Origin of the sequence: Nonomuraea terrae (assembly GCF_004348995.1) — a bacterium.
GTDB classification, from domain to species: domain Bacteria; phylum Actinomycetota; class Actinomycetes; order Streptosporangiales; family Streptosporangiaceae; genus Nonomuraea; species Nonomuraea terrae.
The window spans coordinates 1-24889 of the sequence record NZ_SMKQ01000134.1; the positions used below are offsets into that span (position 1 = coordinate 1).

Sequence of the window (24889 nt, forward strand, 5' to 3'; positions counted from 1 at the left end):
GGCAGGGGCACCATCCCCGGAGGCGGCTCGACCCCGGCTGCCAGGTGCCGGCACAGCTCGGCGGGGGTGCGGCCGTCGGCGCTCTCCCCCGCCACGACGGACGGCGCCGCGGCGAACCAGTGCAGGCGGAACCTGCCGCGCAGCTCAGGTGAGTAGTCGTCCAGCTCCGCGACGGACGCCTCCTCGCGGCTCTTCGGCGCCGGATGGAACGGGTGGCCCAGCAGGAGTGCCCGCTCGGCGTCGAGGAACGGCGTCATCCCCGCGTCGCCCTCCGCGCGCCGCCTGGCCAGGTGGGCGGCGGTGCGCCGGGCGGAGTCGAGCACCCGCGCGACGGCGTCGGAGCCTAGGTGGGCCGGCAGCCGCCGCACCACGACGGTCTCCCGGATCGCCGCGGCCGCGACGAGCGCCGCGTCGGCGGGCCGCACCGCTTCCGGGGTCAGGACGGAGGGCTCACCGAAGCGGTGCCAGCCCGTCGCCGACCGGTGGCGCACCCGGATGCCGACCGTGACCCCGCTGGCCGGGAACGTGAGCACCAGCTGCTCTCCGGCGTCCGGCACCGGCGTCGCGGTCTCCCGCACGTACGCCCGGAGCAGCGTCTCCATGGCCGCCGCCGCTCCTGCCCGCCCGGGATCGGCGTGGTCGATCGGGTCCGCATCCATCCGCTTCACAGGGCCTCCTCCTCGGCCCGGCCCGCCGCCGCCACCGCGTGCAGGAGGCGTTCCACCTCTTCGCCGGTCGTGTACGGGTTCAGCAGGGTGAGCTTGAGCCTGATCCGGCCGGGCCCCTCTCCGGGCAGCTCGGTGCGGCCCACGACCGCCCGGCCCTCGCGGAGCAGCCGCCGCCGGAGCCTGGCGTTCACCTGGTCCGCGCGTGCGGGATCGGCGGGCAGATAGCGGAACAGGAGCGCCGTCAGGACGGGGTCCGCGTGCAGCTCGAGCCGCGGATGGGCGCGCACCGCCGCCGCTGCCTCGCGGGCCAGGTCGTGGCAGGCGTCGACGAGGCGACCGAGGCCGTCCCGGCCGAGCGTGCGCAGCGTCACAGCGATCTTGAACGCGTCGGCACGCCGGGTCGTGCGCAGCGAACGCCCCAGCAGGCTGGTGTAGCCGGCCTCCTCGTCGTCCTCCGGGTTGAGGTACGCCGCCCGCCGGGCCAGCGACTGGTACGTCTCGGCACGCCGTACCAGGAACACGCCCGCGGCGGCCGGCTGCCAGCCCAGTTTGTGCCAGTCCAGGGAGAGCGAGTCGGCCAGCTCGATCCCGGCCACCAGCGGCGCGAGCCGGTCGGACAGCAGCGCGCCGCCACCGTAGGCGGCGTCCACGTGCAGCCAGGCGCCGTGCTCGGCGGCCAGTCGCGCGCAGGTCTCCAGCGGGTCGATCGCCCCGGTGTCGGTGGCGCCGGCCGTGGCGACCACGGCGATCGGACGCTCGCTCCGGCGTGCCGAGCTGTCGCGCAGCGCGGCGGCCAGGCCGTCGGGGAGCATGCGCAGCTCGCGGTCCACCGGGACGCGCACGACCGCGTCCTCGCCGAGCCCCAGCAGGGCCGCGGCCCGGCGCACCGAGAAGTGCGCGGCGGCGGAGGCGAAGATCCGCGGCCTGGGGCCGGTCGCGGACAGCCCGCTGAGCTGGATCGGCAGTCCGGTCGCGGCGCCGAGCACATGATCGCGGGCGAGCATCAGGCCCATGAGGTTGGACTCGGTGCCGCCAGAGGTGACCACGCCGGCGGCCCCGGCAGGGTACCCGGCCAGCTCGGCCAGCTCCGTCACCAGCAGCTTCTCCATCTCGGTTGCGGCGGGCGCCTGGTCCCAGGAGTCCAGCGACGGGTTCAGCGCGGAGACCGCGAGATCGGCGGCGACCGCCACGGCGAGCGGCGGGCAGTGCAGGTGCGCGGCACAGGCCGGGTCGGCCGGATCGGCGCTTCCGTAGGCCAGCAACCCGGCCAACCGCCCCAACTCCGCGAACCCGCCCAGGTCGTCGTCCCGTTCGCCCGTGCGGCCGTGCCGGCCGTCGAGGGCGGGCGCGGGGGTGAGGGCGGCGGCGACCTGGGCGGCCAGTTCGCCGGGCGAGCCGGCGGGGATGGGGCCCGCTCGTCGCGCCGCTCCCCCGGCGAGCGCGCCGAGCACCGCACGCACCGCGCGCTCCAACGCGGCGCCGCCGGTCACGCCGCCCGCCGGCGCGGCACCGCCCGACACGCCGCCCGCCAGGGCGGCCGCCCCGTCATCGAGAACGGCGCCGGCCCGGGTGGCACGGTCTCGGCGGGCGCGGATCGCCGTGCGCTCACTGTGCGGGCCGCGCTCGTCGTAGCCGCCGGTCATGCGCCCCGCCCGGCCGCCAGCGGAGCCGTCACCTCGGCGAGGGCGTCGGCCAGCCGGTCCAGCACCGTCTCCACTTGCTCGTCGGTGATGACCAGTGGCGGCAGCAGGCGCAGGGTGGAGTCGTACCGCCCGCCCAGCTCCACGATGAGGCCGCGGTCGAGGCAGGCGGCCCGTACGGCGGCGGCCGTGCGGGGTGCCGACGGGCGGGCCCCGCAGACGTCGGGGGCGGCCGCCGGGTCCACCAGTTCGACACCGATCATCAGCCCCCGCCCCCGCACGTCGCCGATCGCCGGCAGCTCGGCACGGAGCGCGTCGAGCCGCGCGACCATCCGCGCGCCGACCGACGCAGCCCGGTCCGCGAGCCCCTCCCCGACGACGTGGCGGAGTGTGGCGGTCCCGGCCGCCATCGCCAGGGTGTTGCCGCGGAACGTGCCCGTGTGCGCGCCGGGTAGCCAGCCGTCGTAGTCCTCGTGGTACACGATCACGGCCAGCGGCAGGCCCCCGCCGATGGCCTTCGACATGACGACGGCGTCCGGCACGATGCCGCTGTGCTCGACGGCCCAGAACGCTCCCGTCCGCCCGACGCCGGTCTGCACCTCGTCGACGATCAGCGGAATCCTGCGTTCGGCCGTGATCCGCCGCATCTCACGCATCCAGCCGTCCGGCGCGGGCACCGCGCCGCCCTCGCCCTGCACGGCCTCCAGGATCATCGCCGCGGGCGGGACGACCCCGCCCGCGGGGTCGTCGAGCAGCCGCTCGGCGTACGCGGCCGACAGCTCCGCGCTCCGCTCGCCGCCGACCCCGAACGGGCAGCGGTACGGGTACGGGTACGGCAGCCGGGTCACGTCCGCCGCGATCCCGGCGACCGGCTCCTTGACCGCGACGTTGGCGGTGGCGGCCAGGGCGCCCATGGTCATGCCGTGGTACGCGCCGGTGAAGGCCAGCAGCCCGCGCCGGCCGGTGGCGGTCTGCATGAGCTTCAGCGCGGCCTCCACGGCGTCGGTCCCGGCGGGTCCGCAGAAGTGGACGCGCGCGTGGTCGGCGAAGCAGGCGGGCAGGGTGGCGAACAGCGTCTCGGTGAACTCGTCCTTCTCCGGGGTCGCGAGATCCAGCACGTGCAGGGGTGCGCCGCCGTCCAGCGTGCGCCGGATGGCCTCCAGCACCACCGGATGGTTGTGACCGAGAGCGAGCGTGCCGGCCCCGGACAGGCAGTCGAGGTAGCGCCGCCCGTCGGCGCCCTCGACCACCATGCCCTCCGCGCGGACCGGGACGATCGGAAAAGAACGGGCATAGGTGCGCGCCGAGGACTCTCGATCGCGCTGCCGGCGCAGCACGGCGGCGGGGCCGACCAGGTCGGCCGGATATGTGGTCATCGAATCCCCCAGAGTCAGAGCAGGTGGCGTTCGGCCACGGGATGGGCGAGGAACCGGTGCATGGCGAACTCCCAGCCGTACGACCCCGCGTACGGGAAGACGACCAGGTCACCCGCGCGGACGCGGTCCACCCGGACGTCGCGCAGCAAGGTGTCCTCCGGCGTGCACAGTTCGCCGACCACGGTGACCTCGGTGTTCTCCGCGACGGGGCGCGGGCAGCCTTCGGGCCAGCGTTCGACGGGCAGCACCGCCATGTTGTGCACGATGTCCCACGACGTGGGGAGCTGGAAGTGGTTGATGCCGCCGCGCAGCACCACGAACGACGTGCCGTACGAGGTCTTCACGTCGGTCACCTCGGCGGCGTACCAGCCGCAGTCGGCCACCAGGTACCGGCCGGGCTCCAGCAGAACCTTCGCGCCTGGCGGCGGCTCGACCCGCGCGGCCAGTTCGCCGAAGCGGGCCACGTCGAACGGCTTCTCGCCCTCGAACGCGACGCCGATGCCGCCACCGATGTCGATGTGGCGCAGGTCCACGCCGTTCGCGCGGGCGGTACGCGCGCTCCACTCCAGGCACCAGCGCAGGTACGCGGCGTGGGCGTCGGCGTCGAGGTTGCCGGAGACCGCGTGCACGTGGAACCCCACCACGTCGAGGCCGGGCAGCCGGAGGGCTTGGCTCAGCACCTCGGGCACGTCGGGCTCGGCCACGCCGAACTGCGACGGTCGACCGCCCATGTGCAGCGACCCCGTGACGGGGATCTCGGCCGGGTTGACCCGCAGCGCCACGCGTGCCCGCAGGCCCTCGGCGACGGCGATGCGGCTGATCCGATGCAGTTCGAGCAGGCTCTCGGCGTTGATCGCCTCCACCTCGGCCCGTACCAGGGCGGTCAGCACGGGCACCGACTTGGCGGGCCCGGCGGCGACGATCGGGGGACCGGCGGCGGGCTTGGCGCGCAAGGCCAGTTCCAGCTCCGCCTTGGACGCGACCTCGAACCCGTCCACGTACGGCGCGAGTGCCGCGACGACGCCGGGAAAGGAGTTGGCCTTGACCGCGTAGTACACCGCCGCCCACGGAGGCAGCGCCGAGCGCAGCTCACGGGCCCGGTCGGCCGCGACGTTCCCGTCGTAGACGTAGGCGCAGACCGGAGGGCCTGCCTTGCCGAGGAAGAGGAGGAGGCGGCGCAGCTCCGGGGGCAGCACGTCCACCGGATAGGCGGAGCGCGGCGCGGCGGAGGGCGGAAGCTGGATGGACACGGCGATCTGCCTCCGAGGTGACGCGACGGAGCGAGGCTGGAATGCAAGGATCCTGGTTGACGGGGGGACGGGCGGTGGTCCGGCGAACGGCACGGTTCCCCTTGGTGTGCGACAACTTGGGTGTGCGACAACTGGTGTGCGACAACGGACGGCCCAGACTTCGGCACAGCCGAATTTAGGTAAGGCTAACCTAAACTTTCACCCAAGGCTTGGCAAGGGTGTGATCACAGGACGACTCCGTACACCCCGGCCGGGGCGATCGAAGCTTCCGGCCTGAACGGCGTGCACCTGCCGATTGCCAAGATCGAACCAGTACAGGCGCCGGGCCACGGCTCGCGACGACGGGCGGGCCGGTGGAGGGACGGAGGCCCAGCGGGACAGTGCCAAGATGGAGAAGGTGACGGCAACGAACAGTGACATCGAGAAGGCGGCCGGCGTGCTGCGCGCCGGTGGCCTGGTGGCCTTCCCCACCGAGACCGTTTACGGTCTCGGCGCCAACGCCGAGGACTCCGCCGCTGTCGCGCGCGTCTTCCAGGTCAAGGGGCGGCCTCCCACCCACCCCTTGATCGTCCACATCGGCGGCGCGGAGCACCTGGGCGAGTGGGTCGAGGACGTGCCCGCGACGGCGCGCCTGCTGGCCGAACGCTTCTGGCCGGGGCCGCTCACGCTGGTGCTGCGCCGCGGGGGCCGGGTGTCCCTCGAAGCGACCGGTGGTCTGGAGACGGTGGCCGTGCGCGTGCCCGACCACCCCGTCGCACTCGCGCTGCTGTCGGCCTTCGGCGGCGGCGTCGCGGGCCCGTCCGCCAACCGGTTCGGCTCGGTCAGTCCCACAACGGCGAACGACGTCCGGGCGGAGCTCGGTGATGCCGTCGACTTCGTGCTGGACGGCGGCCCTTGCGAGGTCGGCGTCGAGTCGACCATCGTCGACGCCACGGGCGAGATCCCGAGTGTCCTCCGGCCCGGCGGGGTGACGCGCGAGGACCTGGAAGCGGTGCTGGGGCGCCGGCTCGCGGTCCACTCGACGAGCCGCATTCGGGTGCCGGGCCAGCATCCGTCACACTACGCGCCGCGTGCGCGCGTCGTCCTGGTGGAGCCCGAGAAGGTCGTTACCGAAGCGGAGCTCGCGCAGGAGCTAGGGCACCAGGTGGGCGTCTTCCTTCCCCCCTCCTTCGCCGACGCCCCGGTGAAGGCGCATGCCGTGGTGGCGGTGCCCGATTCGATGGTCGCCTACGCGCGCGGGCTGTACGGGTTCCTGCGCGAGCTCGACCAGCGGGGATGCGACCTCATCGTCGCGTCCTTGCCGGTCGAGGAGGGGCTGGGACTGGCGATCGCCAACCGGCTCCGCCGCGCCGCAGGCCCCCGGCCCTCCGAGTGACCCGGACCGGTGGGCCAGGCGGTGTGACATGGCTGTGCGACCGCCGGCGGAGCTTCGGTCACGACACGGAGCCGGCGGTGACTTCGAGGCCGCGGGCCGCCACCACCTGGGCGCTGCCGTCGGCCAGGCGGTAGCACAGGCCCACCACGGCGGCGCGGCCCGCGCCGACCCGCCCGGCGAGCACCCGAGAGCGATCCAACAGCAGGTCGACCGTGTGCCTCACGTGCTCAGCCAGGATCTCGTCGGCCTGCACGCGACCCGCGGCCCGCGCCGCGAGCACGCTCGGCGTCACCCGCTCGACGACGTCCCGGACATACCCGGCCGGCGCGATGCCGTCCTCCAGCGCCGCGCACGCGGCGCCCACGGCGCCGCACGAGTCATGGCCGAGGACCACTACCAGCGGGCAGCCCAGCACGTCCACCCCGTACTCGATGCTGCCGAGCACCTCCGCGCCCATCACGTGGCCCGCGGTGCGCACCACGAACAGGTCACCCAGGCCACGATCGAAAATGATCTCCGCGGCCAGACGAGAGTCGGAGCATCCGAACAGGACGGCGAACGGGCGCTGGCCCGGTGCGATCTCGGCGCGGCGGGTGGCGTCCTGGTTCGGGTGCTCCGGGGCGCCCGCGACGAAGCGCCGGTTACCGTCGAGCAGCAGCTCGAAGGCTTCCTTGGAGGTCGGGTATCCGATCTCGGCCATGACCAAAGCCTAGATCGGCCCCCGCACGCATCGGCGTCGTCTCACCACGACCGGCGATTCGCCGATCACCCTCCGGAGCACCCACGCGAGCCCTTCAGCGCCCATGCCTCCCTTTGATAGCTTCCAAGCGATGAACAGTTCCGGCCGGCAGCCCCCGCAGATCGACACCAGCCGAGCGCACTCCGCCCGCATGTACGACTACTACCTCGGCGGCAAGCACTGGTACCCCGTGGACCAGCAGGCCGCCGAGAAGGTGAAGGAGGTTTTCCCCTTCATCGTCACCGGCGCACGCGCCAACCGCGACTTCATGCACCGCGCCACCCGAACCCTGGCCTCCGAGTACGGCATACGCCAGTTCGTCGACATCGGCACGGGAATCCCCACCGAGCCCAACCTGCACCAGGTGGCCCAGGAGGTGGCACCCGACGCCCGCGTCGTCTACGCGGACAACGACCCGACGGTGCTGGCTTACGCCGACGCGCTGACGCTCGGCAGCCCGCAGGGCAGCACCGCCTACGTGCACGCCGACCTGCGTCACGACTCCGTTCTCGACGACCCCCGCCTGCGCGAGACCGTCGACCTGGACGAGCCCGTCGCCCTGTCCCTCCTCGCGGTGACGCACTTCCTGCCGGACGAGGACAAGCCGCAGGAGATCGTGAGGGCCATGGTCGAGCGGCTCGCGCCCGGCAGCTTCCTCGTGCTCTCGCACGCCACGCCCGACTTCAACCCCGCCGCCCACGACGCCGTGGCGGTCTACCGGCAGAGCGGCACCCCGGCGCAGATCCGCACCAGGACGGAGATCGAACGCTTCTTCGAGGGCACGGAACTGATCGAACCCGGCCTGACCGCCACACACCGCTGGCGTCCCGACGGCGAATCCGGGATGACGGACGCCGACGCCTTCTTCTACGCGGGAATCGGCCGGAAGCCCTGATCCGCGGGTCACCGCGCGTTCGTCGCCCTCGGCTCGGGGCTGGTGGCGGTGTCGCCGGGCGAACCAGCCCCGAGCCGGTGGAGCGGCGTCGTCGGGCTCAGCCGGCGAGCCGGGTGCGGGAGGCGTGCACGGCGCCGTCGCCGGCGAACGACACCGACGCGCCGCGCCAGTTCACGCCGGGTACGGCCGCGCAGCCGTCGTACCCGGTGGTCAGGTCGGCCGAGCGGCCGCTCTTCGCCAGCCGCACGGTCTTGCCGGGGAATCCGAGGCCGTTGCCGGCGTTCACCAGGCACACGGTGCCGGCCGTGCCCTGATGCCGGACGACCAGCTCGGAGTCGACCGCCTCTCCGGCGGCGGCCACGATGAGGGCCGGCTGGTTGGTCTGCACCCCGTCGGCGCCGATCGCGCGCGCGTGCTGGAACTGCGCCACCTCCTGGTCGGGGCCCGCGTCGTAGGCGTGCGGCATGATCACCGCGCACGAGTCGTGGGCGGCCGCGACGGACTCGGGCGTGTACTCGTCCAGCCGCGAGCCGAACACCTTGAAGACCTGGCCGACCTCGTTGATCAGGAACCCGGGCTCCCAGGTGTCGCGGTTGTAGATCAGGCGGGCGCCGGGCTCGGCGACGAAGATCCTGGAGTCTGCCGAGTTGAAGATCGACTCTTCGATGAGGCCGTACCGCCCCACCAGTTCGGCCACCTTGCCCTCCTCGGTCACCGACCCCTTGATGTCGAGCTCCAGGCCGCCGCCCACCCGCTGGGCCAGTGCGAGGATCTCCTCCAGCGACGCGATCCGGGAGTGGTCGTACGCGCCGCCCTTCCAGGGGGCGTAGTCGGCGGCGTTGAGCGCGCGCACCTCGTCGAAGGTCAGGTCCGCGATGTCGCCGGTGCCGTCGGTCGTGCGGTCCACCGTGGAGTCGTGCAGCGCGACGAAACGGCCGTCGCGGGTCTGCTGGACGTCGACCTCGACCAGGTCCACACCGTAGGCGAAGGCGTACTCGTACGACTTCAGGGTGTTCTCGGGGGCGAGGGTGTTGGCGCCCCGGTGGGCGGAGATGAGCACGTCGGCGGAGCCCTGGTCGGGGGTGCCCGCGTGCTCCCAGCGTTCCGGCTCGGGCACCTGGTCGCACACCGGCTGCCGGGTCAGCGGCTTCAGCGCGGCCAGCGCCTGCCGGTACTGCTCGATCCTGGGGTCGTCGGCGGCATGCGCGGTGCCGGCCGTCAAGCCCGCCGTCATGCCCGCCGCCAGCGCGGCGACGGTGACGAGCGCTCGCGCGGCCCGGCGCACGGAGGGGAATGTCATGTCGGATCCTTTCGACGGTCGTGATGACCCGCCGAGTATTCAGCCGGCACCACTCCCCCCGGTGAACCGATATTGGCGATCAAGCGGCATATTTCCGACTTTTCGGTCGATCATGCCAGCAGCCCGTACAACGGGGGGCGCCCACCGTCCTCGGTGGGCGCCCCCCGTCATGCCTGCCGGCGCAACCAGCTCAGTGGTCGTCCCAGTGCCCGTCGTGCCAGGCGTGCCGGTGGCCGTCGTGCACATAGTCGATGTGGTCCTGGTGCGGGACCGCGACGTGGCCGCAGCCCGCCTCGTGCTGGTGCGCGTGCTCGCCGTGTTCGCTGTGCGCGGTGGTGTCGCACTCGTCGAAGTGATCGTTGTGCGACCGGTGCAGGTGGCCGTCGTGCACGTAGTCGACGTGGTCCTGGTGCGGCACGGCGACGTGGCCGCAGCCCTCTGCGTGCCGGTGGTCGTGTGCGGCGTGTTGCTGGTGTTCGGTGGCAGAAGTCATCAATATCTCCTCGCAAGAGTCATGGGTATATTCACCAGGCGCCACGCGGAGTCACCGGCCGTGCCGGAAGTTTGCCCCCTCTTGCCCAGGGGCTATTCGGGCCACGGATTGTCGAGGATGACCTGCACGAAGTCGTCGCGCTTGTAGCCGTCCATGTAGTGCTCCAGGACGTCGGCGTTGACGTTGCCGAACGTCGTCTGGGGGCGGTGGACGTTGCCGTCGGTGAACGCCTTGAGGATGCGCCGCTTGAAGTCCGGCCGCGGGTGCGCCGCGGTCACCGCGGCCCGCTGCTCCGCCGTCAGCCTGTCGTACCCGATGCCGAGCACGTCGGTCTCGACGCCGGCGGTCACCAGGGCCACCACGGGGTCGAGGAACTCGGGGACGCCGGGGGTCGTGTGCAGCGCGATGCCGAGCCACACCCTGTCGGCGTCGGAGTCGAGGACGCCGTGCAGCTTGAGGAAGTCGCGGGCCGCGTTGGCGCCGTCGACCTCGAAGCGCAGCTGGGATTCCCGGTAGGCGTCGGTCAGGCCGATGTCGTGGAACATCGCGCCCGTGTAGAGCAGCTCGAGGTCCGCGTGCAGCCCGCGGACCCGGCCCTGCAGCGCGCCGAAGAGGAAGACCCGGCGCGAGTGGTGGTAGAGCAGGTCGTCCTCGGTGTCGCGGATGAACTCCGTCACCTCGCGGACGAGCGCTGTGTCGGGGATGGCGATGCCGGCGATGGTTTCTGTCATGTCCCCAGCGTCCGGCGCGGGGCGCAGGAGCCGCGCTGTCCTCCTGGACGCATACCCCTCAATTCCGGACATACGATGAGGGCATGGACGGACACAACGTCACCTTCCTGGTCTTCGACGGAGTCAAGCTCCTCGACGTCTCCGGCCCCGCCGAGGTCTTCACCGAGGCGAACCAGCACGGAGCGGCGTACCGGGTGCGGCACGTGTCCCCGGGCGGCACTCCCGTGACGACGTCGGTCGGGCCGCTGCTGCCGGTCGACGGCGACGGGACGGGTGTCGAACGCATCGACACCCTGGTCGTCGCCGGCGGCGACCGGCTCGTCGGCGAGCCCGTCGAGCCGGAGCTGCGCGAGAGCGCGGCCCGCCTCGCATCACGGGCCGGGCGGGTGACCTCCGTCTGCACGGGGGCCTTCGTCCTGGCCGCGGCGGGGCTCCTCGACGGACGGCGGGCCACCACGCACTGGCGGCACGCCGAGACGCTGGCGCGCGCGTATCCGGCGATCGACGTGCAGCCCGACGCGATCTACGTCGCGGACGAGGGGGTGTACACGTCGGCCGGGGTGTCGTCCGGGATCGACCTGGCGCTCGCCCTGGTGGAGGCCGACCACGGCCCCGACGTCGCGCGCTCGGTCGCCCGCGCGCTGGTCGTCTACATGCAGCGGCCCGGCGGGCAGTCCCAGTTCTCGGCGCCCCTCCGCACGCCGGTCCCTCGCCAGCCGGCGTTGCGCGCGGCCGTCGAGGCCGTCGAGGCCGATCCGGGCGCCGACCACACGGTCGCCTCGCTGGCCGCGATCGCCATGGTGAGCCCCCGGCATCTCGGCAGGCTCTTCGCGGCCGAGCTCGGCGTCTCACCCGCCCGGTTCATCGAGCTGGCACGTCTCGAAGCCTCGAAGTCCTTGCTCGACTCCGGCTACAACGTGACCGAGACGGCGCAGCTCAGCGGGTTCGGCAGCCCGGAGACGTTCCGGCGGACGTTCACCAGGCGGTTCGGCGTCGCGCCCAGCCGCTACCGCAGACACTTCAGCATGACGGCTCAGTAGCCGGGCGGCCGGGCGAAGCCGGGCAGGATGCCCGCCTCCTCGAGCGCGGCGGCGATCTCGATCAGCCGGATCTCCGACCAGGGCGGGCCGACGAGCTGCACGCCGATCGGCAGGCCCGCCTCGTCACGGCCGGCGGGCGCGGTCAGCGCGGGCAGCCCGGCGAGGTTGGTGAACACCAACTGGCGGTCCTGCCCCTCGTCGTCCGTGCTGTCGTGGAGGAACGCGGTGGTCGTCCCCGGAGCCAGGATCAGCGCGTCGTACCCGGCGAAGAAGTCGTGCCAGGCGGCCGCGAAACGGTCGCGCCGGTCGAGCGCCCGCAGGTACCACGCCAGGCCGCGATGGGCGTCGGGCAGGACGGCGTCGGGGTCGAACACCCCGGTGGCCGCCCCCATCAGCTCGGCGGACAGCCGCTGCTCGTCCCAGTCGACCTGCGGCAGCCGCTCCTCGACGCGGGCGCCGGCGTCGGACGCCTGGGCGGCGACGCGTTCGACCTCGGCGCGCAGGCTCGCCGCGACGGACGCGCCTGGCAGCTCCGGCACCGCGGCCAGCCGCAGCTCGGGCAGCGTACGGCGGCGGCGCTCGCGCAGCGGCACGGGCGGCACCTCGCCGTCGCGCCCGTCGGGCCCGGCGATCACCCGCAGGACGAGCTCCAGGTCGTCGAGGTCGCGCGCCATCGGGCCGAACGACATCAGGATGCGGGTGCCACGCGCCCGGCCCTCAAGCGGTCGCCAGAACCCCGTGGCCGGCACGCGGTGCTCGGTGGCCACGAGGCCGTACACGCCGCAGAAGTGCGGCGGCAGCCGCAGCGAGCCCCCGTAGTCGGAGCCGACCTCGATCGGGGTCAGCCCCGCCGCGAGCGCGGCCGCGCCACCGCCGCTGGAGCCCCCGGGCGTGCGGCGCGGGTCCCAGGGATTGTCGCTCCGCCCGAAGATCGCGTTTTCGGAACGGTACCGGGCCAGGAAGGGCGGCACGTTGCTGTGGCCGAACGGGATCGCGCCGGCCGAGCGGAGGCGGGCGGCGACCGTGCCGTCCCGGTCGGGGACGCGGTCGTAGAGCTCGGTGCCGAGCGTGGTGCGCAGCCCGGCGACGTCGTGCCCGTCCTTGACCACCATGGGGACGCCGTGCAGCGGCCCCGCCTCCTCGCCGCGCGCGAGCCGCCGGTCGGCCTCGGCGGCGGCCCGCCTGGCCTGGTCGAAGTCCGCGGCGACGATCGCGACGAGCGAGGGGTTGAGCCTTCCGACGCGCTCGGCGTAGGCGTCGAGGACCTCCACGGCGGTGAGTTCCCGCCGGCGCAGCCGTTCCGCGAGCTCCCTCGCCGGCAGATAGCACCACTCGTCCACCCCGTCCCGCTACCCGCAGTCCCCCAACCGACTCTCAGGCTGCGTTCGGTACGGCGTCATCCCGGCTTTGCCGTACGGACATGGAGGGAACCGAGCGTGGCCTGTGGCGCACGTCGAACAGCTGAGCAAGGAGCGAAAGATGACCGGTTTAGACCGCCGCGGATTTCTGGCAGCCACCACCCTGGGCGTGGTCGCCGCAGGCCCGCTGGCCGCCCTGTCCGCCCGTACGGCTGACGCCTCCACCATGGTGAAGCGGCCCTTCAGCCCCGACTACGGCCCCCTCGCGCCGGTGAAGGACCACACCACCGGGCTGGAGCTGCTGAAACTGCCGCGCGGCTTCGAGTACGTCACCCACGGATGGACCGGTGACCCGATGACCGACGGGCGCCCGACGCCCGGAGCGCACGACGGGATGGCCGCGTTCCGGCCGAGCGGCGCGCTCAAGGCGCGCACCAAGGGCACGGGCAAGGGCCACTGGACCGTGCTGGTCCGCAACCACGAGCTGGGCAGCCTGAACGGCGCCTTCGTGGACCCGGCCTACAACCCGACAGCCGGCGGCGGCACCACCTCGCTGATCTTCGACACGCGCACGGGCGAGTTCCTGGACAGCTGGGCCAGCCTCGGCGGCACCGTGCGCAACTGCGCCGGCGGGCCCACCCCGTGGGGCAGCTGGTTGTCCTGCGAGGAGACCACGGAGATCAACGGCGAGTACCGGCACGGCTACATCTTCGAGGTCCCGCACGACGGCGTCAGCAGCGCCGAGCCGTACAAGGAGATGGGGCGCTTCTCGCACGAGGCCGTGGCGGTGGACCCGCGCACCGGCTGGGTCTACGAGACCGAGGACGCGACGCCCAGCGGCTTCTACCGGTTCCGGCCGAAGGTCAGGGGCGACCTGTCGCAGGGCGGCGTGCTGGAGATGATGACGATCGGCTCCTCGGCGTACGTCACCTACGCCGACGGCACGGGCGTCACCTATCCGGAGATCGGGTGGGTCGTCATCGACGAGCCCGACCCCTGCCCCGGCGAGACCAGCGTCGTGCGGCAGGGCGTCGCCAAGGGCGGCGCGTCGTTCAACCGGCTGGAGGGCGCCTGGTACCACGACGGCAAGATCTACATCGTCAGCACCAGCGGCGGCCCCATCGGTCAGGGACAGGTCTTCGAGTACGACATCGCCGAGAACACCATGCGCGTGCTGTTCGCCTCGCCGAACGCCGCCGTGCTGAACAACCCCGACAACATCTGCGTCAGCCCGCGGGGCGGCATCGTGCTGTGCGAGGACGGCTCCGGCGTGGAGTTCCTGCACGGCCTGACCACCGACGGGGAGATCTTCCCGTTCGCGGAGAACGCGGTCGTCATCCCGGACGGCGGCGTGCCCGGCAAGAACGTGGCCCCGGGGAACTACACCGGCTCGGAGTGGTGCGGCTCGGTGTTCGACACCAACGACGGCGGATGGTTGTTCGCCAACATCCAGTCGCCGGGCATCACCTTCGCCATCACCGGCCCCTGGCAGGACGGCTCGCTGTGACCCGTCAGGCGTAGGCGACCTTCGGCGCGGGCTCCTTCCGCGCCGACTCGTCCCGGCCCGACTCGTCCCGGCCCGACTCGTCCCGGCCCGGCTCTTCCCGGCCCGGCTCCTTTCGGCCCGGCTCACGCAGCGCGTACCCGTCCAGGGCCCTGTCCACCGGGCCCTGGACGAGCCGGTCGATGATCAGCGCAGCGGCCACCGCGCCGAGCGCGGTCGCCCAGGCCACCGGCCCGAGCGGGGCCGAACCGAAGAAGTGGCTGACGCCGGGCGTCTGCACGATCGCGGCCAGCGCCGCCGCCGAGCCGAGCGCGCTGAGCAGCACCGTACGATCGCGCCCGGCGGCCTGCAGCGTCTGGGCGAGCTGGGTGCCGACCAGCGCGACGAGGCCCACGGTACGGGCCCGCGCCGCCGTCCCGGTGAAGCGCGCCACCGTCCAGCCGAGTCCGGCGCCGGCCGCGGTGACCAGCGCCCGCCGGACGATGTCGCGGGTGAGCGCCCGGCCCAGCGAGCGCTCCGGGCCCTCCTCCAGCCGGTTCGCCGCCTCCTCCGGCGTGGGCGCGCGCAGCGCGATGGCGAGCGCGGGTGCCAGGTCGGTGAGCATGTTGACCACCAGCAGCTGGCGGGCCGTCAGCGGGGAGCCGCCCGTGACGATCGCGCCGAGCAGGGTGAAGCCGATCTCGCCCAGGTTGCCGCCCACCAGGATGGCCAGCGCCTCGCGCACCGACGCCCACATGGCACGGCCCTCGGCCAGAGCCGAGACGATGGTCTCCAGCCGGTCGTCGCTCACCACGAGGTCGGCCGCCGCGCGGGCCGCCGGAGTGCCCGTCAGGCCGAGCGCGATGCCCACGTCCGCCAGCCGGATGACCGCGGCGTCGTTCGCGCCGTCGCCGGTCATCGCGACGACCCTGCCCAGCCGCTGGAACGCGCGCACGACCCTGACCTTCTGCTCCGGCGTGCACCTGGCCACCACGTCGACCGTCGGGAGGCGTTCGTCCAGCCCGGCGTCGTCCAGGGCGTCCAGGTCGGCGCCGGTGACCACGACGGGCTCGCCGGCGATCAGCTCGGCGGCGATGGCGGCGGCCGTGCTGGGGTGGTCACCGGTGAGCATGACGATCTGCACGCCCGCCGCGCGCAGCCGGGTTACCGCCGGGCTGGCGGTGAGCCGTACGGTGTCGGCCAGGCCCAGCAGCCCGACGAAGGTCAGGCCGGTCACGTCGGCGTCGTCGAGGTCGGCGGCCTCGGTGCGGTTCTCGGCCACCGCCAGCACGCGGTGCCCGGCGGCGGCCAGCCGCTCCACGCGCTCCTCGATGCGCCGCCGTTCCTTGCGGTCGAGGTCGCGTACCTCGCCGTTCACGAGCAGGTGGGTGCAGCGCGGCAGCACGGTCTCGGGCGCGCCCTTGACGCTGAGCAGCCGAGTGCGGCCGCCCGCCTTGCCGAGCGTCGCGTGGAAGCCCCTCGACGGCTCGAACGGCAGCGCCGCCAGCTCCCGCCAGCCGCGCGCGCCGGTCCTGCGGGTCACCCGTGCCTCCTTGGCGCCGGCGGCGACGGCCGCGTCGGTGAGATGGCTGTGCTGGCCGTTGCCCTCCTCGCCGGGCGTCGCCCGCAGCCCGGCCGCCAGCACCTCGCGCAGTCCGCCCAGCTCCCGTACGGACACCTCGTGGCGGGCGTCGCACACCCGGGTCAGCCGGATCAGGCCCGCGGTCAGCGTGCCCGTCTTGTCGAAGCAGAGCACCTCCACCCGGCCGAGCGCCTCGATGGTGCGCGGATCGCGTACGTGCACGCCGTGCGCGGACAGCCGGCGGGTGGCCGCCAGCTGGGCCGCGCTGACCAGCAGCGGCAGCCCCTCGGGCACGGCCGCCACGGCGAGGCTGACGCTCTCGCCGAGCGTCTGCCGAAGCGGGCGGCCCCGTACAGCACCGGCCAGCGTCACGGCGGCGGCCGAGCCGAGCGCGATCGGCGTGGTCGCGCGGGTGATCCTGGCCAGGCGCTCGGCCACGCCGCTGCGCGGGGCCTCCTCCTCGGCGACGGCCATGGCGCGGCCCGTCAGCGTGGCCTCCCCCACGGCCACCACCACCGCCGTGGCGTTGCCCGCCGCGATCGACGTGCTCTCGTAGAGCATCGACGTACGGTCGGCGACCTCCCTGGCGAAGACCGGCGCGGCGGCCTTGGACACCGGCAGCGACTCGCCCGTCAGTGCGGACTCGTCCGCCTCCAGCCCGTCCGCCGTCAGGATGCGGCAGTCGGCGGGCACCACCTGACCGGCCGAGAGCTCCACCACGTCGCCCGGGACCAGGTCGCGGGCCCCGACGTCGTGCGCCCGACCGTCGCGCAGCACCCTCGCGGGCACGCTGACGTGCCGGGACAGCTCGGCCAGCGTGCGGGCGGCGGCCCGCCGCTGCATGCCCCCGGCCAGCGCCGACGCCCCCACGACGGCGGACACCAGCGCCGCGTCCACCAGGGAGCCCACCACGGCCGAGCCCACCGCGCCGGCCGCGAGCACCGGCGTGAACGGGTTGGCCAGCTCCGCCGCCGTCTCGCGGAGCAGGGAGGGCCGCCGGTCCGCGGCGACGGGGCGATGCCGCCTGGCCGCCTCCTCGGTGCTCAGGCCGCCGGCGTCCGTGTCCAGCTCGCGCAGCACCGCCTCGACCGGCATCGCGTGCCAGGGGCGGTCGTCGGGGACGAGCCGTACGGAGGTGCTGGCTGCCCGCCACGCGCGCCAGGCGCCCCAGGCCATGGCGAGGCAGGTGGCGATGTGCACGCCGGCCAGTCCGCGGCCGGCCGACCGGCGGGCGTGCGAGGTGAGGGTGAACAGCACGCCGACGCCGGTGCCCACGCGGGCCAGCCGCACGCCGTCGGCGGCCACGTCCCGCGCCGCCGGCACGGCCGCGATCACCGGCACCAACGTTCGCAGATCACTCTCCACGAACAGATGAGCCCCCCACGGCACATGCGCGTCCCACTCGGCCCCCTCGCCCGCACCGGCACCGTCTCCGGCCGGCCGGGCGGCCTCGGGCGCGCCGCCGCGTCCGGTTTCCCCGTCCCCCTCCAAGGGACCGTCCGGCGTGGGCCGGTGCGTGGGCGGGAGGAGTCCGATGCCGCAGTCGGACTGGGCGAGGGCGTGGGCGTCCTGGGAGACCACGAGGACGGCGGCACCCTCGGACTGGAGCGTCGCGATCTCGGCGGCGGTGACGCCCGGCCGTACGACGAGCCGGAGCCCGGTGGCGCGGACGGCGGCGACGACGGCCTGCCCTGCGGGCGAGCGCTGCCGGCGCGTCTCGGCCACCGCCTGGCGGCGTCCGTCGCGGGTGAGGGTGAGCCGGTCGCCCTTGGCCCGCAGCCGCCACGGCCCCTCCTCCTGGGCGGCCTGCGGCCGGTCGGGGTCGAACAGCCGGTAGAGCCAGGTGGTCACCTCTTCCGGGTCCGCCCCGGAGGCCGGGCGCACCTCGTCGACGACGGAGCGCGGCGACAGCAGGACGTCCTCGTCGAGCACCACGGTGTCGATCCGGTCCAGCCGGCGCAGCGCCTCGCAGTCGGCGACCACCACGCCCCTGCGCGACAGCACGCCGCCGAGCTCGGCGGCGAACATCTCCCGGCCCGCGAACGCCGGCCGGGGCGTGCAGATCATCGCCGTCTGCAGGCCGCGCCGGACGTTCGTGCTGAGCAGCGAGCCGATCACGCCGCCCAGCGGCGCCCCGGTGAGCAGCTGGTCGGCGTAGCGCTCGGCCGGGCCGGGCGGCAGCGGGCAGGGCCGCTGCGCGGGGATCTCACCGGCCGCGGCCCGCTCGGGCGTCGCGGTCAGGTGCTCGTGCGCCCCCGCCCAGGCGCTCTCGATGGCGTGCCGTTCGCGCAGCTGCACCAGGCGCTGCGTGACGTCGACGACCAGCCCGGTCACGCCCGGCGCGAGGCCCTGCACGGCGGCGCCGGCCACGGGCAGCCACGACTTCAGCGCGGGCAACGGGATGGACGCGTCGATGGCCTCCCGCAGCCTCGGCAGGTTGTCGACCAGCGACACCAGGCCGGGGGCCTCGGCGGGCAGCGGGGTGCGCCGGATCAGCCACTCGACGCCGGTCGCGAGGATGCCGCCCAGGTCGGCCGCGAGCACCACGCCGGGTGGCGGCTCGTGTACCACCTTCTCCTCGACCAGGGCCTCGGCCTCGTCCAGCGCCCGCATCAGGGCGCGGATCTCGGCGGGCTCCTCCTCCAGCGCGACGATCACGCGGCGCAGCGGCGCGTTCACCCGGGCCCATCGCACGCCCGGCACGGCCTGCAGCCGGCGCTCGATCTCCGTCTCGTGGACGGGGCGGCGCAGCAGCTCCAGATGGACGCGGCCCGGATAGCGCCAGGTGGAGCGCCCGCCAAGCGAGCCGACGGCCGTGGCCACGGCACGCAGCGAACGGGTGAACTGTCCGAGCATGCGGGAACTCGTACCCCGACAGACCTCTATAGCGGGATTTCATGCATAGATCTTTTTTGGCCGAGAGAACTACTCGGCCTTCGGGGCGCAGCGCATGCTGACGTACACGCACGGGGTGCCGTCCGGCAGCGCGCCGAAGACGACGGGCACGTGGTCCTCGCGGAACGGGCCGCCGCTCGCGGCGAACACGTTCCCCGACACCGGCACGAGCCCGGCCTCCAGCGGCGGCGACAGGCCCTCCATGCCGTCCACGAACTCGTAGCGGATGCGCCCGCCGCCGACGGTGATGACCACGCCCGCCCGCCGGTAGACGCCGTCCAGCGCCGACATGTCGGCCTCCGGCGGAACGGCCGGCGGCGCGAACGGCGGCGGCAGGCGCACGCCCGCCAGCTCGGCCAGCAGCTCCCCGCACAGGTCGGCGTAGAGCCGGGCGAACCGGCCCCCGTTGGCCAGCAGGACCACGGCCACCCCCGCGTGGGGGACAACGCGCAGGTAGGCGTGCTGGGTGACGGCGCTGCCGTCGTGGCCGAAGCCGGGGACGCCGTCCCAGTCGTGCAGCGTCCAGCCCAGGCCCCAGCCGTCGGCCGACATCGACCACGGGTCCGGGCTGTCGGCGTGGCGGGCCCGCATGGCGGCGACGGCCCGCTCGGACAGGACGCGGGCGCCGCCGGGTGCCACCCCGCCGTCCAGGTGCATCCGGGCGAAACGGGCCACGTCCCCGGCCGAGACGATGATCCTCCCGTACGGCCCCGCCGAGCGCGGCATGGCGTCCCACACCGGAGCCGGGTCGGCGCCGATGTGTCCCATGGCCACGCGGAAGCGCGGCGCCTGCTCCGGCAGCGTCATCGTGTGCTCCAGCCCGAGCGGGTCCAGCAGCCGTTCGCGCAGCGCGCGGTCCCAGGTCAGCCCGGTGAGCACCTCGACCAGGCGGCCCAGCACGACGTAGCCGGAGCTGCCGTACGACAGCGCGCTCCCGGGCGGGCAGTCGAGCGGCACCTCCCGCAGGGCCGCGACGTAGCGGGCGAGGCAGTCGTCGCCGCGCCCGGAGTCGTAGGTGAAGTCGTTCGTCAGACCGCCGGTGTGGGAGAGCAGCCGGCGGACGGTGACGGCCTCGGTGGCGCGCGGTTCCGGCGTGGCGAACTCCGGCAGGGCGCTCACCACCGGCGCGTCCAGGTCGAGCCTGCCCTCGTCGGCGAGCTGCATGACCAGCGTGGCCGTGTAGACCTTGGCCAGCGACCCGGCCAGGAACACCGAGCCGGGCCGCGCCGCCACTCCCGTGCCCCGGTGCAGCACTCCGGCGGCCAGCTCGTGCACGGTCCCGCCGGCCAGCACGGCCAGCGCCGCGCCGGGGACGCCGTGGGCGGCGCGCAGCTCGTCGAGCCTGGCCTGCCAGCGCTCGCTGTCGAAAAAGATCACGGAAGAGCTCCTGTCCGTACAGTGTTCGGAAGATTCCGCACACTGTACGGATCTCAGCACAGCGTGCGCAACCCGTACACTGTTCAGGCAGCGTCGTGAGGAGGAGGTCACATGGCCGGCGACAAGGTCCCGTCGGTGTGGATGCGCCCCGGGCGGCAGGGCCGGGAGCAGCCGGCGCTCAACCGGGCGCAGATCGTCGCCGCCGCGCTCGACCTGCTCGACGCTCAGGGCGTCGACGCCCTGAGCATGCGCAAGCTGGGCGCCCGACTGCAGGCCGGCGCCACCTCGCTGTACACGCACGTGGCCACCAAGAGCGAGCTGATCGAGCTCGTCGTGGACGAGGTCTACGGCGAGGTCGAAGCCCCGCGCACCGGCGACCCGGACGGCTGGCGGGCGGCCGTCGCGCGCTGCGCCGCGAGCATGCGTGCCACGATCCTGCGCCACCCGTGGATCGTCTCGGTGCTCGGCGAGGCGGGCGTGGCCTACCTCGGGCCCAACATGTCGCGGCTGTCGGAGGCCATGCTCGCCGTCTTCGAGGAGGCGGGGTTGTCCCTGGAGGCCGCCGACCAGGCGGTCAACACCGTCGTGGCGTACGTCGTCGGGATCTCGGCGAGCGAGGCCGCGTGGCTGGCCACGCTGGCGCGCAGCGGGCGGAGCGAGCGGGAGTGGGCCGAGCGCCTGTGGCCGTCGGCCGAGCACGCCGTACGCGACCATCCGAGGCTGCGCGCCCTGTACGCCGCCCGCCGGGGGCGCGACCCGCGCGGAGACCGCGACGGCGCGTTCGCCACCGGGCTCGACTGCGTGCTGCAGGGGCTGACCGCCCGGCTCGCCGGCCAGGAGGCGAACCGGGTCTGACCGGGCGTGCCGGAGCGAAGTGACCCGTAGGGGTGACGCGTGAGTCCTGGCCGGCGGCTTCGCCGTCGGCCGGCGACCGCCGCACCCCGTCGCGAACGACTAGCCGTCGTCGCGGCACAGGCAGAAAGGATGCCCGGCGGGGTCGAAGAGCACGCGTACGTTCTCCTGCGGCTGGACCGGCGCGAGGCGGGCCCCCATGGCGACGGCCTCGACGACCGCCTCGTCCAGGTCGCTCACCTGGAAGTCGAAGTGCATCATCGGCCGCTGCTCTCCACCGGCCGGCGGCCACGCGGGCGGCCGGTAGCCGGTGGCCTCCTGGAAGACGATGTACACGGACCCCTGTGGCGGGGCGACGACGGCCGTCCCCGGCTCCTCGTGCACGATCGGCCACTCCAGCAGTCCGGCGTAGAAGCGGGCCAGGGCTGCCGGGTCCGGCGCTTCGATCGCGGTGCCCCACCACATGCCGCTCGTTCGAGATCGCATGCTCGACCCTACCTCTGGGGCGGCGTCACCTGGTGGGTGGTGGTGGGGAGGACGCTGAGGGCCAGGGACAAGGCGAGGCGGTCGCCCGGGGTGTCGAGGTTCAGGCTGGCCAGGGCGGCGAGGCGGTTCAGACGGGCGCGGATCGTCTCCCGGTGCACCCCGGCGGCGGCGGCCGCGGGGTCCCAGCGGTAGTTGGCCGCCACCCACGCCCTGGCCGCCGTCAGCAGGGCGGCGGCGTCCGGCGCCGCGTTCACCGGTGCGAGCAGCGCGTCGGCGAAACGGACGGCGCCGGACGAGGAGAGCAGGCGGTCCAGCTCCATGGCGGGCGTGTCGGCGTAGCGCACCACGGGACGATCCGGTCTGGTCAGACCGGCGGCGAGGAGCGCCTCCCTGATCCCGGCCACCGCCTGCTCGGGCGGTCTCGGCGATGACACCCCGGCACGCGCGCTCCCCAGCAGGCCGGGCAGCCGCTCCTCGCCGAAGCCGGGCGTCGCCAGCACCACCGCCGGGTCGCGGGAGGCGGGCCAGCCCCCGGCGGCGACGATCCGGGCCGTGGCCTGGCGGTGTCCCGGCCCGGTCAGCGCCACGGCGATCATCTCGGACGGCAGCGGAAGCTCGACGATCGCCGCCACCCTGGCCGCCGCGCGCACGTCGCCCTCGGCGAGCAGGTTCCCCACCACGCCGCGCAGCTCCCGCTCTCCGCCCCGCTCCAGCACGGTGAGCAGGGCCGCGGCGGTGCCGACGATGCCGGCCGTCCAGTTCGGCCGCTCCGCCACCATGCCCGCGCCGACGCAGAGCGTGCCGCGACGTTCCCTGGCCGGGCCGAGCGGTACGGCGGTCACCGGCACGCCGTCCAGCTCGTCCTGGAGCATGTGCAGCGACTGGCGGTCGGCGCGCCGGGCCAGGGCGGCGAGCGCCGCTCCGGACGGCCCCGCGTCATGGGGCGCGCGCAGGGTCACCGCGTGCCCGGCGTCCAGGACGGCCACCCATCCGCGCAGCTCGCGGGCCAGCCGGTCGATGACCGCCTGGCGTCCGGCGCGCCCCGCCTCCGCGAGCCGCTGCTGCACTCTCCTGGCCTGCTCGGCCTCCTTGCGCGCCTCGGCGGCGTTCAGGTCGGCGACCGCACGGTCCACGGCCACGAACGGCGTGCGTACCGGCACCTCCAGGAGGGTGAGCCGGTGGCGGCGGGTGGCGGCGACCACCTCGGCGGGGATCTCGGTGAACCACGGGTCGAGCCCGAACCCGACCGCCCTGGCCTGGGCGGCGGCCAGCCGGTCGGCCCACCGCTCGGCCGCCGCCGCCCTGTCGGGCTCGTCCCGCAGCCACATGCCGCTGGTCAGCAGCAGCTCGGCGCCGCCCAGCCAGGGCCCGGGATCCGGCAGCTCGGACACCGCCACCCACCGCACCGGATGATCGAGCCCCTCGTGCCCGAACACCACCCGCAGCCCCAGCCGCGCATCGGCCACCAGCTGCCTGAGCGTCACCGCCATGCCTTCACCGTTCCCTGACACCGCGAGCCCGCACCGCCCGCCATCACGCCTTGGTACGCGTCCCCCTACCATCGTCGGGTGGAATCGCTCGACACGGTGCTCGCGGCGCACCGCGCGTACCTTCTCGGCTGGAACGTCGGCGCGCCCGCGAGCGACGATCTGCCGATCTACCGCAGCGAGGTGCCGCACGCGCCGCTGAACGGCGTGCTGCGCGTGAGCGGGCGTGCCCCGCGGGACGCGCTCGCCGAGGCTCGTGACCGCCTCGACGGCGTGCCGCGGATCTGGTGGGCCGGCCCGGACAGCGACGCCGGCACCGCGGACGCCCTGCTGTCCCTCGGCGCCGTCCGCCTCTCCCGCATGCCGATCATGACCGTGGCGACAGACCGGGCGGCATCCGCGCCCATGCCTGCCGGGCTGCGCATCACGGAGACCACCGACCTGTCGGAATTCGTCCCGGCCTACGGCCGGGTGTCCGGAATCAGCCGGGCCGGCGTCGCCGCCGCGATCGAGCGGGAGAGTGCGTTCTCCGCGGACGGCACGGTGATCAGGCTGGCCGCCCGCCTCGACGACGACGTGCTCGCCGGCACCACGGTGGCCTGGCTGAGCCACGACCTGCTCACCCTCTACTTCGTCGGCACCCAGCCCGAGCAGCGCAGCCGCGGTGTCGCCTCCGCCCTGACGACCGCCGCGCTCGACCTGGCCCGCGAGCGCGGCGTGCGCACCGCCGCGCTCACCTCCACCTCCGTCGCCGAATCGCTCTACCACCGCATCGGCTTCCGCACCGCGGGCACCTTCGATCTGCTGTCGTTCTGACCGGAGCCCGGCTGCGTCGCCGGCGTCAGCCCGTCACCGGGCTCTGGCCCGCGCCGGTCCCGATCGCCGGGCTTTCCGGGAGGAGGGTCACCGGGGCGAGGAGGGTCGCGGTGAACAGGTCGGCGCGCCGGCGGGCCAGCTGGGGTTTCGCCGCGCAGACCGCGCCCATGTCGTCGGGGCCGCTCAGCGGGCAGGACAGCGAGGTCCAGCCCGGCTCGGTGGCGAGGACCTCCCGGCGCGGCACCGCCACGTGATCGGGGGCGAACACGCCGCCGGGCACCGGGCCGGCGTTGGCCAGGGCCACCCACACGTGGGAGTCGCCCGCCCGCAGTCGCGCGGGATGGGCGAAGGCGGGGTCGGGACGGCGCAGCTCCTCCGGTTCGAGCGGCACCCGGGTGCCGTCGGAGGGCACGGGGAACGGCCACGACACCGCGGCCGGCACGGCGATCACGTCGGCACCCTCCACCGCCGCCACGCGCGACGGCTCGAACGGCGCCAACTCCTCCCCCGCCAGCAGAGCCAGCGTCCCCCACGGCCGCCGAACGGTCCGCGGCGGTTCCTCACCCGGCTCCGCCCACGACGCGTGCGGGCCCAGATGGGTGACGTCCCGACGGGCGATCACCCCTTCGCCCCCGACCAGGACGACGGCGTACCGCACCCCACCGGCACCCACCGCGGCCGCCACGCCCGCATCCGAGGCGACGCCCGTCACCGCGACGACCTCCGGCTCGTCATGGCGAGACGGCAGGGCCAGGGCGGTGACCGCCTCGCAGGCGTGCCGCGCGCACCAGGACGACAGACCGTCCAGCACGGCGCGGGCCTGAGCCGGGTCGGGCACGCCGCGGGTCAGGTGGAAGGCGGGCAGCACCACGAGCCGGGTCCCGGCTGGAGGCGACGGCGGGAGACCCGCGCCGTCTCGGACGTCCGTACCGCCCGCGATGGCCGGGGTGTAGACGGCGATCATGACGTCCGAGCCGGAGGAGTCGCCGGTGAGGGTCTGGCGGGATTCCCGGGGCCAGGTCGTGGTGCGGGACAGGGGGCGGTAC

20 protein-coding genes are annotated in these 24889 nt (G+C 74.3%); 6 read left to right on the top strand and 14 right to left on the bottom strand.

All coding sequences use genetic code 11. The features are described from left to right. The 4 genes from E1286_RS31625 to E1286_RS31640 all read right to left on the bottom strand — a co-directional run. A partial coding sequence (locus tag E1286_RS31625; RefSeq protein ID WP_281282791.1) for an IucA/IucC family protein occupies positions 1 to 659 on the bottom strand: 659 nt, incomplete at its 3' end. Positions 660 to 664: 5 nt separating this feature from the next. Further along, positions 665 to 2311, bottom strand: coding sequence for a pyridoxal phosphate-dependent decarboxylase family protein (locus E1286_RS31630; RefSeq protein ID WP_187368250.1), 1647 nt, complete (start codon positions 2309 to 2311; stop codon positions 665 to 667). Then, positions 2308 to 3684: a diaminobutyrate--2-oxoglutarate transaminase family protein gene (locus E1286_RS31635; protein WP_132618252.1), complete on the bottom strand. Its 1377-nt coding sequence runs from the start codon at positions 3682 to 3684 to the stop codon at positions 2308 to 2310. Before E1286_RS31635 ends, E1286_RS31630 begins: the two co-directional genes overlap by 4 nt. 14 nt (positions 3685 to 3698) lie before the next feature. Further along, positions 3699 to 4934 carry an alanine racemase gene (locus tag E1286_RS31640; protein ID WP_246075389.1) on the bottom strand — a complete coding sequence of 412 codons (1236 nt, stop codon included), beginning with the start codon at positions 4932 to 4934 and terminating at the stop codon, positions 3699 to 3701. 397 nt (positions 4935 to 5331) lie between these two features. On the opposite strand from E1286_RS31640, the gene E1286_RS31645 reads away from it, so the two are divergent. Next, positions 5332 to 6309, top strand: coding sequence for an L-threonylcarbamoyladenylate synthase (locus E1286_RS31645; protein ID WP_246075390.1), 978 nt, complete (start codon positions 5332 to 5334; stop codon positions 6307 to 6309). A gap of 58 nt (positions 6310 to 6367) precedes the next feature. On the opposite strand, the gene E1286_RS31650 is transcribed toward E1286_RS31645, so the two are convergent. Further along, positions 6368 to 7009, bottom strand: a complete 642-nt coding sequence (locus E1286_RS31650; protein WP_132618256.1) for a carbonic anhydrase — start codon at positions 7007 to 7009, stop codon at positions 6368 to 6370. A gap of 130 nt (positions 7010 to 7139) precedes the next feature. Between E1286_RS31650 and E1286_RS31655 the strand changes: the two genes are divergently transcribed. After that, positions 7140 to 7943, top strand: coding sequence for an SAM-dependent methyltransferase (locus E1286_RS31655; RefSeq protein WP_132618258.1), 804 nt, complete (start codon positions 7140 to 7142; stop codon positions 7941 to 7943). 97 nt (positions 7944 to 8040) lie between these two features. On the opposite strand, the gene E1286_RS31660 is transcribed toward E1286_RS31655, so the two are convergent. From E1286_RS31660 to E1286_RS31670, 3 genes are all read right to left on the bottom strand, one after another. Further along, on the bottom strand, positions 8041 to 9243 hold the full coding sequence (locus E1286_RS31660; protein ID WP_132618260.1) for a glycerophosphodiester phosphodiesterase: 1203 nt from the start codon (positions 9241 to 9243) through the stop codon (positions 8041 to 8043). A gap of 190 nt (positions 9244 to 9433) precedes the next feature. Beyond that, a complete protein-coding gene (locus tag E1286_RS31665) occupies positions 9434 to 9736 on the bottom strand; it encodes a hypothetical protein (protein ID WP_132618262.1) in 303 nt (100 codons plus the stop codon). A 92-nt stretch (positions 9737 to 9828) separates the two neighbouring features. Then, complete coding sequence (locus E1286_RS31670; RefSeq protein WP_132618264.1) at positions 9829 to 10467, bottom strand: HD domain-containing protein; 639 nt, start codon at positions 10465 to 10467, stop codon at positions 9829 to 9831. 83 nt (positions 10468 to 10550) lie between these two features. On the opposite strand from E1286_RS31670, the gene E1286_RS31675 reads away from it, so the two are divergent. Next, the gene (locus E1286_RS31675; RefSeq protein ID WP_132618266.1) at positions 10551 to 11507 is read left to right on the top strand and encodes a GlxA family transcriptional regulator; all 957 of its coding nucleotides are present in this window, start codon (positions 10551 to 10553) and stop codon (positions 11505 to 11507) included. Here the strand turns inward: E1286_RS31675 and E1286_RS31680 are convergent. Next, a complete protein-coding gene (locus tag E1286_RS31680; protein ID WP_132618268.1) occupies positions 11501 to 12847 on the bottom strand; it encodes an amidase in 1347 nt (448 codons plus the stop codon). The genes E1286_RS31675 and E1286_RS31680 overlap by 7 nt on opposite strands. A gap of 139 nt (positions 12848 to 12986) precedes the next feature. Here E1286_RS31680 and E1286_RS31685 point away from each other — a divergent pair, with 139 nt between their 5' ends. Next, entirely contained in the window at positions 12987 to 14372 is a 1386-nt protein-coding gene (locus E1286_RS31685) for a PhoX family protein (RefSeq protein ID WP_132618270.1), read from the top strand. 4 nt (positions 14373 to 14376) lie between these two features. Here the strand turns inward: E1286_RS31685 and E1286_RS31690 are convergent, their stop codons facing one another. Next, complete coding sequence (locus tag E1286_RS31690; RefSeq protein WP_132618272.1) at positions 14377 to 18786, bottom strand: cation-translocating P-type ATPase; 4410 nt, start codon at positions 18784 to 18786, stop codon at positions 14377 to 14379. Positions 18787 to 18855: 69 nt separating this feature from the next. Beyond that, positions 18856 to 20202 carry a serine hydrolase domain-containing protein gene (locus tag E1286_RS31695; RefSeq protein ID WP_246075391.1) on the bottom strand — a complete coding sequence of 449 codons (1347 nt, stop codon included), beginning with the start codon at positions 20200 to 20202 and terminating at the stop codon, positions 18856 to 18858. Between the two features lie 111 nt (positions 20203 to 20313). Here E1286_RS31695 and E1286_RS31700 point away from each other — a divergent pair, with 111 nt between their 5' ends. Continuing rightward, the gene (locus E1286_RS31700) at positions 20314 to 21057 is read left to right on the top strand and encodes a TetR/AcrR family transcriptional regulator C-terminal domain-containing protein (RefSeq protein WP_132618276.1); all 744 of its coding nucleotides are present in this window, start codon (positions 20314 to 20316) and stop codon (positions 21055 to 21057) included. A 99-nt stretch (positions 21058 to 21156) separates the two neighbouring features. Here the strand turns inward: E1286_RS31700 and E1286_RS31705 are convergent, their stop codons facing one another. After that, positions 21157 to 21540, bottom strand: a complete 384-nt coding sequence (locus E1286_RS31705) for a VOC family protein (protein WP_223190585.1) — start codon at positions 21538 to 21540, stop codon at positions 21157 to 21159. Between the two features lie 8 nt (positions 21541 to 21548). Beyond that, the gene (locus E1286_RS31710) at positions 21549 to 23030 is read right to left on the bottom strand and encodes a PucR family transcriptional regulator (protein WP_165970004.1); all 1482 of its coding nucleotides are present in this window, start codon (positions 23028 to 23030) and stop codon (positions 21549 to 21551) included. Positions 23031 to 23108: 78 nt separating this feature from the next. Here E1286_RS31710 and E1286_RS31715 point away from each other — a divergent pair, with 78 nt between their 5' ends. Beyond that, positions 23109 to 23843 carry a GNAT family N-acetyltransferase gene (locus E1286_RS31715; RefSeq protein WP_132618280.1) on the top strand — a complete coding sequence of 245 codons (735 nt, stop codon included), beginning with the start codon at positions 23109 to 23111 and terminating at the stop codon, positions 23841 to 23843. A 25-nt stretch (positions 23844 to 23868) separates the two neighbouring features. On the opposite strand, the gene E1286_RS48220 is transcribed toward E1286_RS31715, so the two are convergent. Further along, on the bottom strand, positions 23869 to 24889 hold a 1021-nt coding region (locus tag E1286_RS48220), incomplete at its 5' end, for a carbon-nitrogen hydrolase family protein (RefSeq protein WP_223190587.1).